The 14,428-nt window shown below is 66.4% G+C and carries 15 protein-coding genes; 3 read left to right on the forward strand and 12 right to left on the reverse strand.

Going from position 1 to position 14,428, the window contains the following annotated elements; all coding sequences use genetic code 11:
• Positions 1-184: 184 nt before the first annotated feature.
• Both DY468_RS20420 and gloB read right to left on the reverse strand, forming a co-directional pair.
• Positions 185-625: a cupin domain-containing protein gene (locus tag DY468_RS20420; protein WP_164606804.1), complete on the reverse strand. Its 441-nt coding sequence runs from the start codon at positions 623-625 to the stop codon at positions 185-187.
• A complete protein-coding gene (gloB, locus tag DY468_RS20425; protein WP_164606806.1) occupies positions 622-1,389 on the reverse strand; it encodes a hydroxyacylglutathione hydrolase in 768 nt (255 codons plus the stop codon). The genes DY468_RS20420 and gloB overlap by 4 nt, the downstream gene beginning before the upstream one ends.
• A gap of 181 nt (positions 1,390-1,570) precedes the next feature.
• Here gloB and DY468_RS20430 point away from each other — a divergent pair, with 181 nt between their 5' ends.
• Entirely contained in the window at positions 1,571-2,341 is a 771-nt protein-coding gene (locus DY468_RS20430) for a class I SAM-dependent methyltransferase (protein ID WP_164606808.1), read from the forward strand.
• 84 nt (positions 2,342-2,425) lie between these two features.
• On the opposite strand, the gene DY468_RS20435 is transcribed toward DY468_RS20430, so the two are convergent.
• The 5 genes from DY468_RS20435 to DY468_RS20455 all read right to left on the reverse strand — a co-directional run bounded on the left by DY468_RS20435 (position 2,426) and on the right by DY468_RS20455 (position 9,433).
• Positions 2,426-3,124, reverse strand: coding sequence for a DUF4167 domain-containing protein (locus DY468_RS20435; protein ID WP_164606810.1), 699 nt, complete (start codon positions 3,122-3,124; stop codon positions 2,426-2,428).
• A gap of 451 nt (positions 3,125-3,575) precedes the next feature.
• Positions 3,576-4,442 (reverse strand): peptide chain release factor N(5)-glutamine methyltransferase, encoded by an 867-nt coding sequence (prmC, locus tag DY468_RS20440; RefSeq protein WP_164606812.1) that lies wholly within the window; start codon positions 4,440-4,442, stop codon positions 3,576-3,578.
• Positions 4,439-5,524 carry a peptide chain release factor 1 gene (gene prfA / locus DY468_RS20445; RefSeq protein ID WP_164606813.1) on the reverse strand — a complete coding sequence of 362 codons (1,086 nt, stop codon included), beginning with the start codon at positions 5,522-5,524 and terminating at the stop codon, positions 4,439-4,441. The genes prmC and prfA overlap by 4 nt, the downstream gene beginning before the upstream one ends.
• Before the next feature lie 52 nt (positions 5,525-5,576).
• Positions 5,577-7,844 carry a phosphoenolpyruvate--protein phosphotransferase gene (gene ptsP, locus DY468_RS20450; RefSeq protein WP_164606815.1) on the reverse strand — a complete coding sequence of 756 codons (2,268 nt, stop codon included), beginning with the start codon at positions 7,842-7,844 and terminating at the stop codon, positions 5,577-5,579.
• 335 nt (positions 7,845-8,179) lie between these two features.
• The gene (locus DY468_RS20455; RefSeq protein WP_164606817.1) at positions 8,180-9,433 is read right to left on the reverse strand and encodes an aspartate kinase; all 1,254 of its coding nucleotides are present in this window, start codon (positions 9,431-9,433) and stop codon (positions 8,180-8,182) included.
• A 206-nt stretch (positions 9,434-9,639) separates the two neighbouring features.
• On the opposite strand from DY468_RS20455, the gene ubiG reads away from it, so the two are divergent.
• Positions 9,640-10,401 (forward strand): bifunctional 2-polyprenyl-6-hydroxyphenol methylase/3-demethylubiquinol 3-O-methyltransferase UbiG, encoded by a 762-nt coding sequence (gene ubiG / locus DY468_RS20460; RefSeq protein WP_164606819.1) that lies wholly within the window; start codon positions 9,640-9,642, stop codon positions 10,399-10,401.
• Between the two features lie 127 nt (positions 10,402-10,528).
• A complete protein-coding gene (locus DY468_RS20465; protein WP_164606821.1) occupies positions 10,529-11,428 on the forward strand; it encodes an EamA family transporter in 900 nt (299 codons plus the stop codon).
• On the opposite strand, the gene DY468_RS20470 is transcribed toward DY468_RS20465, so the two are convergent.
• The 5 genes from DY468_RS20470 to DY468_RS20490 form a co-directional block, all read right to left on the reverse strand.
• Positions 11,429-11,866, reverse strand: coding sequence for an EamA family transporter (locus DY468_RS20470; protein ID WP_164606823.1), 438 nt, complete (start codon positions 11,864-11,866; stop codon positions 11,429-11,431).
• Positions 11,867-12,087: 221 nt separating this feature from the next.
• The gene (locus DY468_RS20475; RefSeq protein ID WP_164606825.1) at positions 12,088-12,582 is read right to left on the reverse strand and encodes a DUF1178 family protein; all 495 of its coding nucleotides are present in this window, start codon (positions 12,580-12,582) and stop codon (positions 12,088-12,090) included.
• On the reverse strand, positions 12,579-13,454 hold the full coding sequence (locus DY468_RS20480) for a carbon-nitrogen hydrolase family protein (protein ID WP_164606826.1): 876 nt from the start codon (positions 13,452-13,454) through the stop codon (positions 12,579-12,581). Before DY468_RS20480 ends, DY468_RS20475 begins: the two co-directional genes overlap by 4 nt.
• On the reverse strand, positions 13,451-13,726 hold the full coding sequence (grxC, locus tag DY468_RS20485; RefSeq protein WP_164606827.1) for a glutaredoxin 3: 276 nt from the start codon (positions 13,724-13,726) through the stop codon (positions 13,451-13,453). The genes DY468_RS20480 and grxC overlap by 4 nt, the downstream gene beginning before the upstream one ends.
• A gap of 43 nt (positions 13,727-13,769) precedes the next feature.
• Positions 13,770-14,428: ComFC family protein (locus tag DY468_RS20490; RefSeq protein ID WP_164606829.1), on the reverse strand; the 659-nt coding region annotated here is incomplete at its 5' end.

Here is a 14,428-nt window from a genome sequence, read left to right on the forward strand (position 1 = left end):
AATTGCCAGTCGATGAGTCCCTTGTGCTCAGCTCATCCCACGAAATGATGCCATCTTCCCAGAACTTCAAGGTTAGCGCAGATGGCTCGGACCTATTGGGCCCAAACTCGGCTATGAAAGGCCGACCTACGTTTCCCTGGCTGCCAAGCCGAGAGCCCATCGGGCGGATCTGTTCAAGCGCGACCTAAGCCAACGTTGGCTCCCAGCCCGGCGGCGCCAGTTCGAAGCCGGCGAAATCGAAGCCCGGCGCCACGGTGCAGCCGACCAACGTCCAGTCTCCGGTCGACGATGCCGCCTGCCAGGCGTGCGGCGGCACGATTGCTTGCGGCCGCTGCCCGGCGCCCAGATCGGCGCCGAGCGCCACCGCCTGATGGCCGTCATCGCCCGCGATCTGCAGCATCAGCGCCGCGCCGGCGTAATAGTGCCAGATCTCGACCGCGTCGATCCGGTGCCAGTGCGAGCGTTCGCCGGCACGCAGCAGGAAGTGGATCGCGGTCGAGTAGCTGCGACCGCTCGGGTCGCAGCGGGGATCGCGAAACGTCTCGCGATAATGTCCGCCTTCCGGATGCGGCTGCAGTCCGAGCCGCGTGATCACTTCGGCAGCGCTGAGCGACACAGTGCTCACCCGTTGTTCTTGCGCTCGCGCAGTTCGCCGAACACGTCGGCCGCACTCTCGCCCGCCAAACCGACGGCGGCAGCGACCGACGGCACGTCGGCGCGAAGGAACACGTTGGCCTTCTTCTCTTCGCCGAGCGTCACCGGAATCGTCGGCTTGCCTTCGGCGCGCAGCGCTGCGACCTGCTTGGCGCGGGCCTGCAGATCGGCGTTATCCGGCTCGATGCCGAGCGCGAATTTGACGTTGGAGGCGGTGTATTCGTGTCCGCAATACAGTCTGAAATCGTCCGGCAGCGCCCGCAGTTTCAATAGCGATTCCCACATCATCGGATAGGTGCCCTCGAACACCCGGCCGCAGCCGATCGAGAACAGCGTATCGGCGGCGAACAGCGCGCGATCGTCGTCGAACACATACGAAATATGGTCGAGGGTGTGGCCGGGCGTTTCCAACACCCGCGCAGTGAGATTGCCGATCCGGACGAAATCCCCCTCCTGCAGCCGGACATCGACGTCGGCGATCTTGGCGTTGGCGTCGTGCGGTGCATGGACGCGGCACTGATACTTCGCCTTCAGCTGGGCGATGCCGCCGACATGGTCACCGTGATGATGCGTGACCAGAATGTCGGTCAGCTTCCAGCCTTCCTTCTCCAGCGCCGCCATCAGGGGTGCGGCTTCCGGTGCGTCGATCGAGGCGGTCGCACCGGTGGCCGGATCGTGGACCAGATAGCCGAAATTGTCGGTGAGGCACGGAACGATGCGGATGTCGGCGGGCATGAGATCTCCGGAAAACATGAAGGCGGCAGGAGCGTGCCCGGCGCCGTTTCTGTCGCCGGCGTCACGCAGTGTCGAATTCTAACATGGGGGCTGACCGAGACGAAATGAAGCGGTCACAGCCTCGTAAATCAGGCAGGGGGCGGCTTTGCCGGACCATGCGACGCCGTGATAAACAATCATCATGACCATCGACGTCGTGGACCTGCGGGAGTTCTACACTAGCCGGCTCGGTATCGTGGCACGACGGCTGATCAACCGCGGCATCCAGTCGCGATGGCCGGATGCGCGCGGCGACCGGGTGCTCGGCTTCGGCTATCCGACGCCGTATCTCGGCCTGTTCCGCGACCGCTGCGAGCGCTGCATCGCCTTCATGCCGGCCGCTCAGGGTGTGCTGAAATGGCCCACCGCGCGATCGACGCTGTCCAGCCTGGTCGACGAGCACGCACTGCCGCTTCCCGACGCTGCGGTCGATCGCATCCTGTTGGTGCACGCGCTGGAAATGTCGGACGATCCCGAACGGCTGCTGCGCGAGGTGTGGCGGGTGCTGGCGCCGGCCGGTCGGCTGCTGGCGGTGGTGCCCAATCGCCGCGGCGTTTGGGCGCGGCTCGATAATACCCCGTTCGGCCACGGCCGCCCGTATTCGCGCTCGCAGATCGCCGACCTGTTGCGGCGGACCTGGTTCACGCCGACCGCTTGGAGCGAAGCCCTATTCGTACCGCCGCTGTCACAGAGCTGGCTGTTGCGCTCGGCATCGGCCTGGGAACGGATCGGCGGCGCGACCTCGCTGCCGCTGGCCGGCGTGCATGTGGTCGAGGCCACCAAGCAGGTGGTGCGGGCCCAGCCGGTCAAGCGCGAACGAATCCGGCTGATCCCTTCGCTGGAGCCGTCGCTGGTGCCGTCTCCGACGCCGCTGCAGGCTGGCGAGCCGGACGCACCGCCGCTGCGGCGCTGAAACGCCCCCTGAAACGACGAAGGCCGCACCCACGGCGCGGCCTCGTCTGATGTTTTCGGCCCGAGTGCAGCCGGTCAGGGCGATTTACTCGCCTGCGCCGGCATCCTCGCCCGACGGAGCCGGGGCGACGGCCTGCGCTGCGGCGGGCTCGCCGCGGGGACGACGGCGGCGACGCGGCGGGAAGCGCTCGCCTCCGCCACCATTGCCTTCGAACGCGGTAGGACCGAGCTGCGGCTGCGGACCGGTGATGAACGAGGGCAAGCGGTCGACACCTTCGGCCACCGGCTGCGGCTGCTCGCGCGGCACGAATTGCGGCGGCGGGCGATGCTCGCGCGGCTGCGGCTGTTCGCGCGGCTGGTAGGGCTGCGGCTGCTCGCGCTGCTGATACGGCTGCGGCTGCTGCACCGGCACCAGGCCCGGCTCGGCGCCGAAATTCGAGAACTCGCCGTCCTCACCGTCGTCGTTGTTGTCCAGGGTGTCGTTGTCGATTCGCGGCTGCGGCTGGTTCTGCCGGAACTGCTCCTGAGCCGCCGCGATTAGACGAAAGTAGTGCTCGGCATGCTGGTAGTAGTTCTCGGCTGCGACCGGGTCGCCCGAAGAGCGGGCATCGCGGGCGAGCTGAACGTACTTCTCGGCAATATGCGAGGCGGTACCACGGATTTTGATATCGGGGCCGTTCGACTCGAACACCCGGGTCATCGGATTCTGGCCGCGCCGGTTGTTGTTGTTGTTGCCGCCGTTATTCCGATTACGCAGCCGCTTATTGTTCTGCCCGTTTCTCATGTCCAACCTTCTTAACGAACCCCATTTTGCAAGGCATAGCTGCGCTGTGCGCAGGTCTGACCTCGCCCGTCCGAACAGCCCATCAGTCTCGAATCGCTAATGCCGTGTGTCGCGCTCAACAAAGACGCGTTCTCCAAATCCGGCGACCGTCGTACCGCCGGCCGGATCAATTCTTCGAGCCCGTGCTACAGGGCTCAGCTCGTCTCGCGTGAGTTCTTCAAGCGTGAGTCGTCAGGCTTTCGTGCGCTCCGCGGCTGAAAGCTGCGCGGCTGTCCCAGCCTCTCGCGCTTAATCAAAGCCACCGTGTGGAACCCATTCGGTCAGGGGCTCTCGTCGAAACCAATACGCCCCACTCCGCACCGCGGGGCCAGCCGCTCTGACCGATATCTGGACCGGAACGTAGTCGCTCTCGGCCGATATTCCAAGCTGTTTTTTGCAATTTGTTCCGATATCAGGCGGTCACGAGCCGGCCGGTGACGACCCGGAAAATCCCTGACAAATCAGTTCGGAACGGGTCCGAAAGGGTTAACCCCGCAGCCCGCATCAAGGCGCCGACATCGCTTTCCTGGCCCTGTCCGATCTCAACCACCAACGCGCCGTCCGGTTGCAGGAGCCGGCGCGATTCGGGGATAATTTTCCGGTAAGCGTCCAGCCCGTCGGCGCCGCCATCGAGCGCCCGGTACGGGTCGTGCTCGCGCACTTCGCGGTCGAGCCTGGCAATGTCGCCCGCCGGAATGTAAGGCGGATTGGACACGATCAGGTCGAACGGGCCGCGCAGCGCCGCCGTGTAGTTACAGGCGACGAAGTAGGCGCGATCAGCAAGCCCGAGCCGTGCTGCGTTGCAGCGCGCAACGCGTAGCGCGCCGAGACTGATATCAGTGGCGACGCCGGTCGCATCCGGTCGTTCATGTAGCAGCGCCAGAAGGATTGCGCCGCTGCCGGTGCCGATATCGAGAATCCGCGGCGCCGTATCGCGCTCGCCGAGCACGGCGAGCGCAGCCTCGACCACGGTCTCGGTATCGGGCCGCGGAACCAGCGTGTCGGCGGAGAGTTCGAACGGCAGCCCCCAGAACTCGCGCACCCCGAGGATGCGGGCCACCGGCTCGCCGGCGAGCCGCCGCGCCGCGAACGCCTGCAGCCGTTCGGTCTCCACACGCGTCAGCACACGTTCGGCCTGCGTGATCAGTCCGGTGAGATCGAGCCCCACGACCTCGCCGACCAAGAGACGAGCATCGAGCGCCGCGGACTCGATGCCCGCATCCTGCAATTGCCGGGCAAGACGACGACGCGCGGAGGCGATCGTCGGCACTTCGCTCACGCCGCGGCGCCCTGCTCGGCGAGTTGCGCCGCCTGATGTTCGGTGGTGAGCGCATCGATCAGTTCGCCCAAGCCTTCGCCGGCCATCACCTGCGGCAGCTTGTACAGCGTCAGATTGATGCGGTGATCGGTGACGCGGCCTTGCGGGAAGTTGTAGGTGCGGATCCGCTCGGAGCGGTCACCGGAGCCGACCTTGGCCTTGCGCTCGGCGGAGCGCGCCGCGTCGACCCGCTGCTGTTCGGCGTCGTAGATTCGTGAGCGCAGGATGTTCATCGCCGAAGCGCGGTTCTTATGCTGCGAGCGGCTGTCCTGCATCATCACCACGATGCCGGTGGGCAAATGGGTGATGCGGATCGCCGACTCGGTCTTGTTGACGTGCTGGCCGCCGGCGCCCTGCGCCCGCATCGTCTCGATCCGCAGGTCTTCCTGCTTGATATCGACATCGACATCCTCGACCTCGGGCAACACCGCGACGGTCGCGGCCGAGGTGTGAATGCGGCCTTGGGTTTCGGTGTCGGGCACGCGCTGAACCCGATGCACACCGGATTCGAATTTCAGCTTGGCGAAGGCGCCGCGGCCTTTCACTTCGGCGATGATTTCCTTGAAACCGCCGACCGTGCCTTCGCTGGCCGAAATCACTTCGACGCTCCAGCCCTGCAGACCCGCGAACTTCTCGTACATCCGGAACAGGTCGCCGGCGAACAGCGAGGCCTCGTCGCCTCCGGTGCCGGCGCGGATTTCCAGCATGACGTTGCGCTCGTCCATCGCGTCCTTCGGCAACAGCGCGATGCGGATCTGCTGGATCAGCTCGTCGCGATGAGCATCGAGCGCGTCACGCTCGGCCTCGGCCATCGCCCGCATCTCCGGCTCGGTCGCCGGATCTTCCAGCAGTTCGTCGATCTCGCCGAGTTCGTCGCGAACCTCGCGATAGCTCTTCACCGCCTCGACCAGCGGATTGAGCTCCGACAGTTCGCGGGTGATGCGGACGTAATCCTCGGCGCCGACCTGCCCCATCAGTTGGGCTTCGAGCGAGGCGTGATGCGCGAGGAGGACGTCGAGCTTGGCTTCGGGCAGTGTGGACATGAACGATCTCGGATGAACGCGAAAACACGACGGGCGGCGGGCAGCCGCGTCGCTACAAGGCGAGCTGATGTGCTTCGGCGAATTCAGTCAGCTTGTCGCGAATCGAAACGCTGCCGGCCGGCGCGTCGAGCAGCGGCCCGATCATCGCCTCCGCCTTGGCGAGATCGAGGCCGAGAATCATCGCCTTGACCGGCCCGTGCGCCAACGCCGACACCGACAACGAGCGGTAGCCGATCGCCATCAACGCCAGCGCCGCCAGCGGCTGCGACGCCATCTCGCCGCACAGCGACAACGAGCGCTTCGCCGCGCGCGCCTTGCGGACGATGTCGCGCAGCGCCCGCAGGATCGGCGCCGACAGCGTGTCGAACCGCTCCGACACTTTCGAATTGCCGCGATCGACCGCGAACAGGAACTGGAACAAATCGTTGGAGCCGACCGACACGAAATCGGCGCGCTTGAACAGCTCGTCGAGCTGATACAGCAGCGCCGGGACTTCCAGCATGGTGCCGACGTCGACCCGCTCCGGCAGCGTGTGGCCGTGCTGGCGCAAGTACGTCAGCTCGCGCTCGACGATGGTCTTGGCGGTGTCGAACTCGGCGACCTCCGAGATCATCGGAAACATCACCCGCAGATAACGCCCGGCCGCGGCACGCAGCAGCGCCCGGATCTGGCTGCGCAGCAGGCCGGGCCGATCGAGCCCGAGCCGGATCGCGCGCCAGCCCAGCGCCGGGTTCTCCTCGACCACCGTCTCCATGTAGGGCAGCGCCTTGTCGCCGCCGATGTCGAGGGTGCGGAAAGTCACTGGCTTGTTGCCGGCGGCGTCAAGCACGGCGCGATACAGCGCGAGCTGATCGGAGGACCGCGGCAGGCTCTGCCCGACCATGAACTGCAGCTCGGTGCGGAACAGGCCGATGCCCGACGAGCCGGTGTCTTCGATATGCGGCAGGTCGATGGTCAGGCCGGCGTTGATCATCAAATCGATCGGCTGGCCGTCCTTGGTGACGCAGGGCAGATCGCGCAGCGCCGAATATTGCGCCTGTCGCCGGGCGCGGAACCGAACCCGCTCCGCATAGGCGGATTCGATCTCCGCCGAGGGCCGCACATAGATCGAGCCCGAGGTGGCGTCGACGATGATGGCGTCGCCGGGATCGGCGATACCCGGCGCGTTCGGCACCTCGCCGACCGCGGCGATGCCGAGCGCCCGCGCCACGATCGAGACATGCGAATTGGCGGTGCCTTCTTCCAGCACCAGGCCGCGCAGCCGTTTGCGATCGTAGTCGAGCAGCGCCGCCGGTCCCATCGACCGGGCGATCAGGATGGCGTTGTCGGGAAGCTGCTCACGCGACGGCGCATGATCCTGCCCGACGAGCTGGCGCATCAGCCGGTGGCCGAGATCCTCGAGGTCGTGCAGCCGGTCGCGCAAATACGGATCGGTCGAGCGCAGCATCCGCGCCCTGGTGTCGGACTGCACGCGCTCGACGGCGGCTTCGGCGGTGAGGCCGGTGGCGACCGCCTCGTGCAGCTTGTGCGACCAGCCGTGGTCGTTGGCGAACATCCGGTAGGCTTCGAGCACGTCGCGATGCTCGCCGCCTTCGGCAAAGTCGCCGCGCTCCAGCATCCGGTCGAGATCGGAGCGCAGCCTGGCGAGCGCCGCGTCGAGCCGCTTGATTTCCTTCGGCAGGTCTTCGGCGATGTAATTGGTGATGACGACGCGCGGCTCGTGCAGCACCACGTGGCCGAGCGCGATACCGTCCGACAGCACCGCCCCGGTCTTGTGGATCGAGTGCCGCGCCGCAGGCTCGGCGCCGGGCTGTGCCAGCGCCGACAATTCGCCCGAGGCGATCATCTCGGCGAGCACCATCGCGGTGGTCTGCAGCGCCTCGACCTCTTCCTCGACATAGGTACGCTTGGCGCGGTTCTGCACCACCAGCACGCCGAGCGTATTGCCGGCGCGCAGGATCGGCACGCCGAGGAACGAGTGGTAGATTTCTTCGCCGGTTTCCGGGCGGAACGAGAACGCCGGATGACTTTGCGCGTCCGACAGGTTCAGCGGCGTCGCTTCGGCGCCGACCAGACCCACCAGACCTTCATGGGCGTTGAGCACGGTCTGGTGCACCGCCTCGCGGTTCAGACCTTCGGTGGCGTAGAGTTCGAGGGTGTTGTCGATCCGCAGCACATAGACCGAGCACACTTCGGCGACCATGTTGGCCGCGATCAGCACCACGATCTTGTCGAGGCGCTCCTGCGCGGAAACCTGCTCCGCCATGGTTTCGCGGAGCCGTCTCAGCAAGACGCGGGGGCCGCCCGACGTGCTCCGCATGGGTCGCAATCTCCTCTGCGAGCTTTGCCCTCCGGCGCGCGGCAGCGCCAGCGGAAAAGCTCTAAAGACAATCACCGTCCGGCGCCGTTCTGGCCAGGCCGAACATCTCGGCCCCAGCGCAAACGCACACACGAACGCGACGCGGGACATGGCCGCGGAGACCCGCCGCCGCGCCTTCGCAACGCAACATCACCGGCTTTGCCAACCGGCCCGTCAGCGCGCCACGCCGTTCAGGCCGTATAGCGAATTGACGCTTGATTTGCCAAGCAAAACGCCTGCCAAGCCGCGCCCGACGACAGCCGCCGGGCGCGCTCTTAAATCACCGAAAAATTGTCCTAAACTTGATCGAGTCCGTAGAGCGTATGCAGCGTCCGCACCGCCAGCTCGGTGTAGGCGGCATCGATCAGCACCGAGAACTTGATCTCCGAGGTGGTGATGGCGCGGATGTTGATGTTGCGGGCCGCGAGCGCGGCGAACGCCTGGGCGGCGACACCCGCATGGCTGCGCATGCCCGAGCCGATCACCGACACCTTGGCGACGTCGGTCTCGCTGTCGAAGCGGGCATAACCGATCTTGTCCTGCGCCGACGTGATGGTCTGCTTGGCGCGGGCGAAGTCGGAAGCCGGCACCGTGAAGGTCAGGTCGGTGGTCTTGCCGTCTTCGGAGACGTTCTGCACGATCATATCGACGTTGATATTGGCATCGGCCAGCGGCCCGAAGATCGACGCCGCCACGCCCGGCTTGTCCTCGATCCGGCGCACCGAGATCTGCGCCTCGTCCTTGGAAAAGGCGATGCCGGTGACGACGTGGTTCTCCATGGAGTCCTCCTCGCTGCTGATCAGCGTGCCCGGCGGCGTGCCGTGCGGATCGATATCTTCGGGCTTGTCGAAACTGGAGCGGACGAAGATCGGCATGTTGTGCACCATGCCGAGCTCGACCGAGCGGACCTGCAGCACCTTGGCGCCGAGCGAGGCCAGTTCCAGCATCTCTTCGAACGACACTTTGTCGAGCCGGCGCGCCTTCGGCACCACCCGCGGGTCGGTGGTGTAGACGCCGTCGACATCGGTGTAGATGTCGCAGCGGTCGGCCTTCAGCGCCGCCGCGATCGCCACCGCAGAGGTGTCGGAGCCGCCGCGGCCGAGCGTGGTGATCCGGCCGGTTTCGGCATGAATGCCCTGGAAACCGGCGATCACCGCCACTTCCTTGCGCTCGGCAAACCGCTTGATGATCTCGCTGCCGTCGATCTCGACGATGCGGGCCGAAGCGTGCGCGTCGCTGGTGCGGATCGGGATCTGCCAGCCTTGCCAGGACCGCGCCTGGACGCCGAGCGACTGCAATGCAATCGCAAGAAGCCCGGACGTCACCTGTTCGCCAGACGCCACCACCGCATCGTATTCGCGAGCGTCGTGCATCGGCGAGGCTTCGGTGCACCAGGCCACCAGCTCGTTGGTCTTGCCGGACATCGCCGACACCACCACCGCAACCTCATGACCGGCATCGACCTCGCGTTTGACATGGCGCGCGACGTTCTGGATGCGCTCGATATTGGCGACGGACGTGCCGCCGAATTTCATCACCAGCCGGCCCATGACGAATAGTGCAATCCTTGCAGACAACGAGTATTGATGACGCGGAATCCGCCACGCGGCAGCCGCGTGGCGCGTATACACAGCGTCGCGGTTTCGGGCAAGCAAGCGCATTGCGGCCACGGAACAGGCGCCGCCCGCTCCGAGCGTTTGCCGGGGCGAACGGCACGGACACAACGGCACGGACACTGAGGAGCACCGCGCACCCCATGGCACTGCAACCCGACTCCTCCGGCCAGCCGGCCTCGACCGTCGATCCGGCCGAGATCGCGAAATTCTCCAAACTGTCGGCCGAATGGTGGGACCCCACGGGGCGGATGGCACCACTGCACCGGATCAACCCGCTGCGGATCAGCTTCATCCGCGACGCCGCCTGCCGCAAATTCGAGCGTAACGCCAAGAGCCTGAGCTGCCTCGAGGGGCTGCGGATGCTGGACATCGGCTGCGGCGCCGGGCTGCTGTGCGAGCCGTTCACCCGGCTCGGCGCCCAGGTGATCGGAATCGACCCCTCGGCCACCAATATCGCCGCCGCCAAGCTGCACGCCGACAAGTCGCATCTGGCGATCGACTACCGCAACATCATGGTCGAGGAGATCGACCCGCGTGAGCGGTTCGACATCGTGCTGGCCATGGAGGTGATCGAGCACGTCACCGACGTCGGCGCCTTCCTGGCGCGCTGCGCCGCGCTGGTGAAGCCGACCGGCATCATGGTGGTGGCGACGCTGAACCGCAATTGGAAGAGCTTCGCGCTCGCCATCGTCGGCGCCGAATATGTGATGCGCTGGCTGCCGCGCGGCACCCATCAGTGGGACAAGTTCGTCACTCCCGCCGAACTGGAGCAGCACCTCAACCGGCTGAAACTGACCGTCACCGAGCAGTCCGGCCTGGTGTTCAATCCGCTGGCCGACCGCTGGAAGCTGTCGCCCGACATGGACGTGAACTACATGATGGTCGCCGAGCCGGCGCCGTAAGTCTGGACGACCGCGCGCCGATCCCTGCGGCGCGCGCGAGTCCTCGCAATGCAGGCATGATCCGGGTCCGGTTGACCGCTGCGGACCGGATCGCCGAGGCTGCAGCGTCCCTCCTGCCGCCATCGCCATGTTCACCGTCGCTTCGCTCTGGATTCCCTTCACGCTCGTCGCCGCGGCCGGTCAGGTCGCGCGCAACGCGATGCAGCGCTCGCTGACCGGGCCGCTCGGAACCTGGGGCGCCACCAATATCCGCTTCCTGTTCGGGTTTCCGTTCTCGCTGCTGTTCTTCGCCGGCGTGATGGTGGCGACCGGCGACGCGATGCCGTCGCCGGGCCTCGACTTCTGGCCATGGCTGCTGCTCGGCGCGCTGTCGCAGATCGCCGCGACCGGCATGATGCTGGCGGCGATGAACGAACGCTCCTTCGTCGTCACCACCGCCTATCTGAAGACCGAGGCGATCCAGACCGCGATCTTCGGCTTCGTGTTTCTCGGCGATCACCTGAATCTGTGGAAGGTGGGGGCGATTTTGATCGCCACCGTCGGCGTCGTGGTCGCCGCGCTGCGGCCGGGTGCCGCCCGCGGCCTCGTCAGCCTGCGTCCGACGCTGCTCGGACTGAGCGCGGCGGCGGCCTTCGCGCTGTCGGCGGTCGGTTTTCGCGGCGCGATCATCGTGGTGCCGGACGTCACCTTCGTCACCGCCGCGACCTTCACCCTGGTGTTCGCGCTCGGCGTGCAGACGCTGGTGCTGACCATCTACCTGCTGGCGCGGGCGCCGCAGGTGCTGCGGGACATCCTGCGGCTGTGGCGGCCGTCGATGCTGGCCGGCTTCGTCGGCGCCGCCGCCTCGCAGTTCTGGTTTCTGGCGTTCGCGCTCACTGCCGCCGCCAATGTCCGCACCCTGGCGCTGATCGAGGTTCTGTTCGCCCAGGCCGTGGCCTACTACTCGTTCAAGCAGCCGGTGGCGCTGCGCGAGGTCCTCGGCATCATCCTGATCGTGCTCGGCGTCGCGCTGCTGGTCGCGGTGTGATTACTTCAGCGCAATGATCACGGCGCCGGCGGCGATCAGCGCGATCCCGATCCATTCGGTGCCGGACGGCTTTTCGCCGAGAAACAGCACGCCGAACAGCACCACCAGCACCACGCTGAGCTTGTCGATCGGCGCCACCAGGCTTGCCGGGCCGAGCTTCAGCGCCCGGAAGTAGCACAGCCACGACGCTCCGGTGCACAGCCCCGACAGGATCAGGAACGTCCAGGTTTTGGCGCTGATCGGCCCGTCCGCGACGAGCTTGCCGGTGGCCGCCAGCAGCCCGCCGAGCGCCACCAGAACAACCACGGTGCGGATGAAAGTGGCGAGATCCGAATTGATGTCCGCCACGCCAACCTTGGCAAAAATCGCCGTCAGCGCGGCGAACACCGCCGACAGGATCGCCCAGAATTGCCAGGAGAGCAGGGTATCGGGGTTCACAGTGGCGTCTCCAGCGAGCTACTTGGCACCCAAACCTCTCGCTCGTCGTTCCGGGGCGCGCGAAGCGCGAACCCGGAACCCATAACCCCTGAGCCCGCTTCGTGGACGGAGTAACAGCCGCCTCGCGTCACAACCGACGCTGCGGCGTATGGATTCCGGGCTCGCGCTTCGCGCGCCCCGGAATGACAAAAGAAAGCATGAGGCTAGCTACAACCAAGAGGTCAATTCCGGTCGTCCGGCAGCACCGGCAGCGGCGCCACTTCGATGCCTTCGTCGATCAGCGCCTTGGCCTCGGTCGGGGAGGCTTCGCCGTAGATCGGGCGGTGTTCAATATCGCCGTAATGCATCGCGCGGGCCTGATCGGGAAAGCGGTCGCCGACATTGTCGGCGGTCTTGACGATGTGGTCGCGCAATTCCTTCAGCTTGGCGCGCAGCTCGCGCTCCTGCGCCATCAGCAGCGGCGTCGGCGAATCTGCGGAAGCGGTCTCGGCCGCAAGGTTCGGCGCGGCGGCCTCGGCGGCGACCGGCTCCGGCGCCCGCCCGCGGCCCTTCTTGCCGACGATCTGCGGCGCCATGATCGCCTTTTCGACCTTCACCGAATCGCAGCGCGGGCAGCTCACCAGCTTGCGCCGAACCTGGGACTCATAGGCCGACGAGCTCTGAAACCAGCTCTCGAACACATGGCCTTTGTCGCAGCGCAGGCTGTAGCGGATCATGACGGCTGAACCAGATGCAGATGGCCGGGACCGGCATTGGGATCGGCGACGGTGAAGCGGCGGCCATGCTGCAGCGACGGGATCTTGCCGCGCGCCTTCGTCACCTCGGCCGGATCGATCCGCGCCATGATGAAACCGGGCTCGATGCCGCCTTCGGCCAGTACCACGCCCCACGGATCGATGATCAGCGAATGACCGAAGGTCTCGCGCTTGTTCTCGTGCAACCCGCCTTGCGCGGCGGCGAACACGAAGCAGCTGTTCTCGATCGCGCGGGCGCGCAGCAGGACATGCCAATGCGCCTCGCCGGTCGGCTTGGTGAATGCCGCCGGCACGCTGAGAAACGATGCGCCGGCTTCGGCGAGCGCGCGGTACAGCGCCGGAAAGCGCACGTCGTAGCAGATCGTCAGCCCGATCCGGCCCCACGGCAGATCGGCAATCACCGCGGTTTCGCCCGGTTGATAGTTCGCCGACTCGCGATAGCTCTCGCCATTGCCGAGATCGATGTCGAACATGTGGATCTTGTCGTAGCTCGCCAGGATTGTGCCGTCCGGACCGATCAGGAACGATCGGTTGACCGCGCGGTCCGGCGAGGCGCGCAGCGCCAGCGAGCCGATGTGCAGATGGATGTTCAGATCGCGCGCCAGTTCGCGATACGCCTTCAGCGAGGCGTCGCCGTCCTGGTCGGCGAGCTGGGCGAACAACGCTTCGCGATTGAGCTGCATCATGTTGCTCACCTCGGGGGTGAGCACGTAGTCGGCACCGGCCGCGGCCGCCTCGCGAATCAGCCGGATGCCCTGTTCGAGGTTGGGCTCGGGCGCCAGCCCGCTGCGCATCTGCACCAAGGCGGCGTTGAACGGCTCCACCGCGGTCATGACGCAGCCTTCTCGCCGGCGAGCAGCGCGTCGAGCTTGCCCTCACGGTCGAGCGCATAGAGATCGTCGCAGCCGCCGACATGGTAATCGCCGATGAAGATCTGCGGATAGGTCGCGCCGGGCCCGACGCGCTCCTCCATCTTCACCCGATAGCCCGGATCGACGTAGACGTCGTATTCGGTGAACGCCGCCTTCTTGCGGTTCAGGAGCGATTTTGCGGCGCTGCAATAGCCGCAGCCTGGGCGGGTGAAGATTTCGATCGCAGCGGGCATTCGGGCTCCGTTCGGTTGCCGAAAGATCGGCGCAAGAAGCGGATTATATGGGGGATTTCGCCGTATCGACAACCCGCGCGAAAACCAGCACGTCGACCGAGGCCGCCCGCGCCCGCAGCAACGCCCGGGCGCAGGCGTCCACGGTGGCGCCCGAGGTCAGCACGTCGTCGACCAGTACGATCCGCCGCCCCTGGATTTCGGCCTTGCGGTGTTTGGGAACCTTGAAGGCGCCCTGGACATTGGCGGCGCGCTCGCTGCGCGACAGCCCGATCTGGTGAGCGGTCGGCCTGACCCGCTGCAGCGCCTCGACCGCGACCGGCAATTTGGCCTGCCGGGCGACCGCCTGCGCCAGCGCGCCGGACTGATTGTAGCGGCGCGAGAAACCGCGGCGCCAATGCAGCGGAACCGGCACCAAGAGATCGGCGTCCGCCAGCAGGGGCTGCCCGGCATGCGCCATCCACCGCCCCATGATCGGCGCCAGGTCGGTGCGGTCGTGGAATTTGAGCCCGTGCACCAGCGCCTTTGCCACCTCGTCGTAGCGCACTGCGGCGCGCGAGCGCGCATAAGCCGGCGGATCGGCAATCGCCTGCATCGACAGCATGCCAGGACCGGGATCGTAAACGAACGGAATCCCGAGCTTTTCGCAGTAAGGCGGGGCGATGAACGACAGTTGCGCCCAGCATTGCGCGCAAAGGCCGGCGC

The organism is Rhodopseudomonas sp. BR0M22 (genome assembly GCF_010907035.1).
Classification (GTDB): Bacteria; Pseudomonadota; Alphaproteobacteria; order Rhizobiales; family Xanthobacteraceae; genus Rhodopseudomonas.

Excerpts from the sequence above, each read along its gene's own strand:
- gloB (WP_164606806.1), bottom strand. The coding sequence starts at position 1,389 with ATGCCCGCCGACATCCGCATCGTTCCGTGCCTCACCGACAATTTCGGC.
- DY468_RS20430 (WP_164606808.1), top strand. The coding sequence starts at position 1,571 with ATGACCATCGACGTCGTGGACCTGCGGGAGTTCTACACTAGCCGGCTC.
- DY468_RS20435 (WP_164606810.1), bottom strand. The coding sequence starts at position 3,124 with ATGAGAAACGGGCAGAACAATAAGCGGCTGCGTAATCGGAATAACGGC.
- prfA (WP_164606813.1), bottom strand. The coding sequence starts at position 5,524 with ATGTCCACACTGCCCGAAGCCAAGCTCGACGTCCTCCTCGCGCATCAC.
- ptsP (WP_164606815.1), bottom strand. The coding sequence starts at position 7,844 with ATGCGGAGCACGTCGGGCGGCCCCCGCGTCTTGCTGAGACGGCTCCGC.
- DY468_RS20455 (WP_164606817.1), bottom strand. The coding sequence starts at position 9,433 with ATGGGCCGGCTGGTGATGAAATTCGGCGGCACGTCCGTCGCCAATATC.
- ubiG (WP_164606819.1), top strand. The coding sequence starts at position 9,640 with ATGGCACTGCAACCCGACTCCTCCGGCCAGCCGGCCTCGACCGTCGAT.
- DY468_RS20465 (WP_164606821.1), top strand. The coding sequence starts at position 10,529 with ATGTTCACCGTCGCTTCGCTCTGGATTCCCTTCACGCTCGTCGCCGCG.
- DY468_RS20475 (WP_164606825.1), bottom strand. The coding sequence starts at position 12,582 with ATGATCCGCTACAGCCTGCGCTGCGACAAAGGCCATGTGTTCGAGAGC.
- DY468_RS20480 (WP_164606826.1), bottom strand. The coding sequence starts at position 13,454 with ATGACCGCGGTGGAGCCGTTCAACGCCGCCTTGGTGCAGATGCGCAGC.
- grxC (WP_164606827.1), bottom strand. The coding sequence starts at position 13,726 with ATGCCCGCTGCGATCGAAATCTTCACCCGCCCAGGCTGCGGCTATTGC.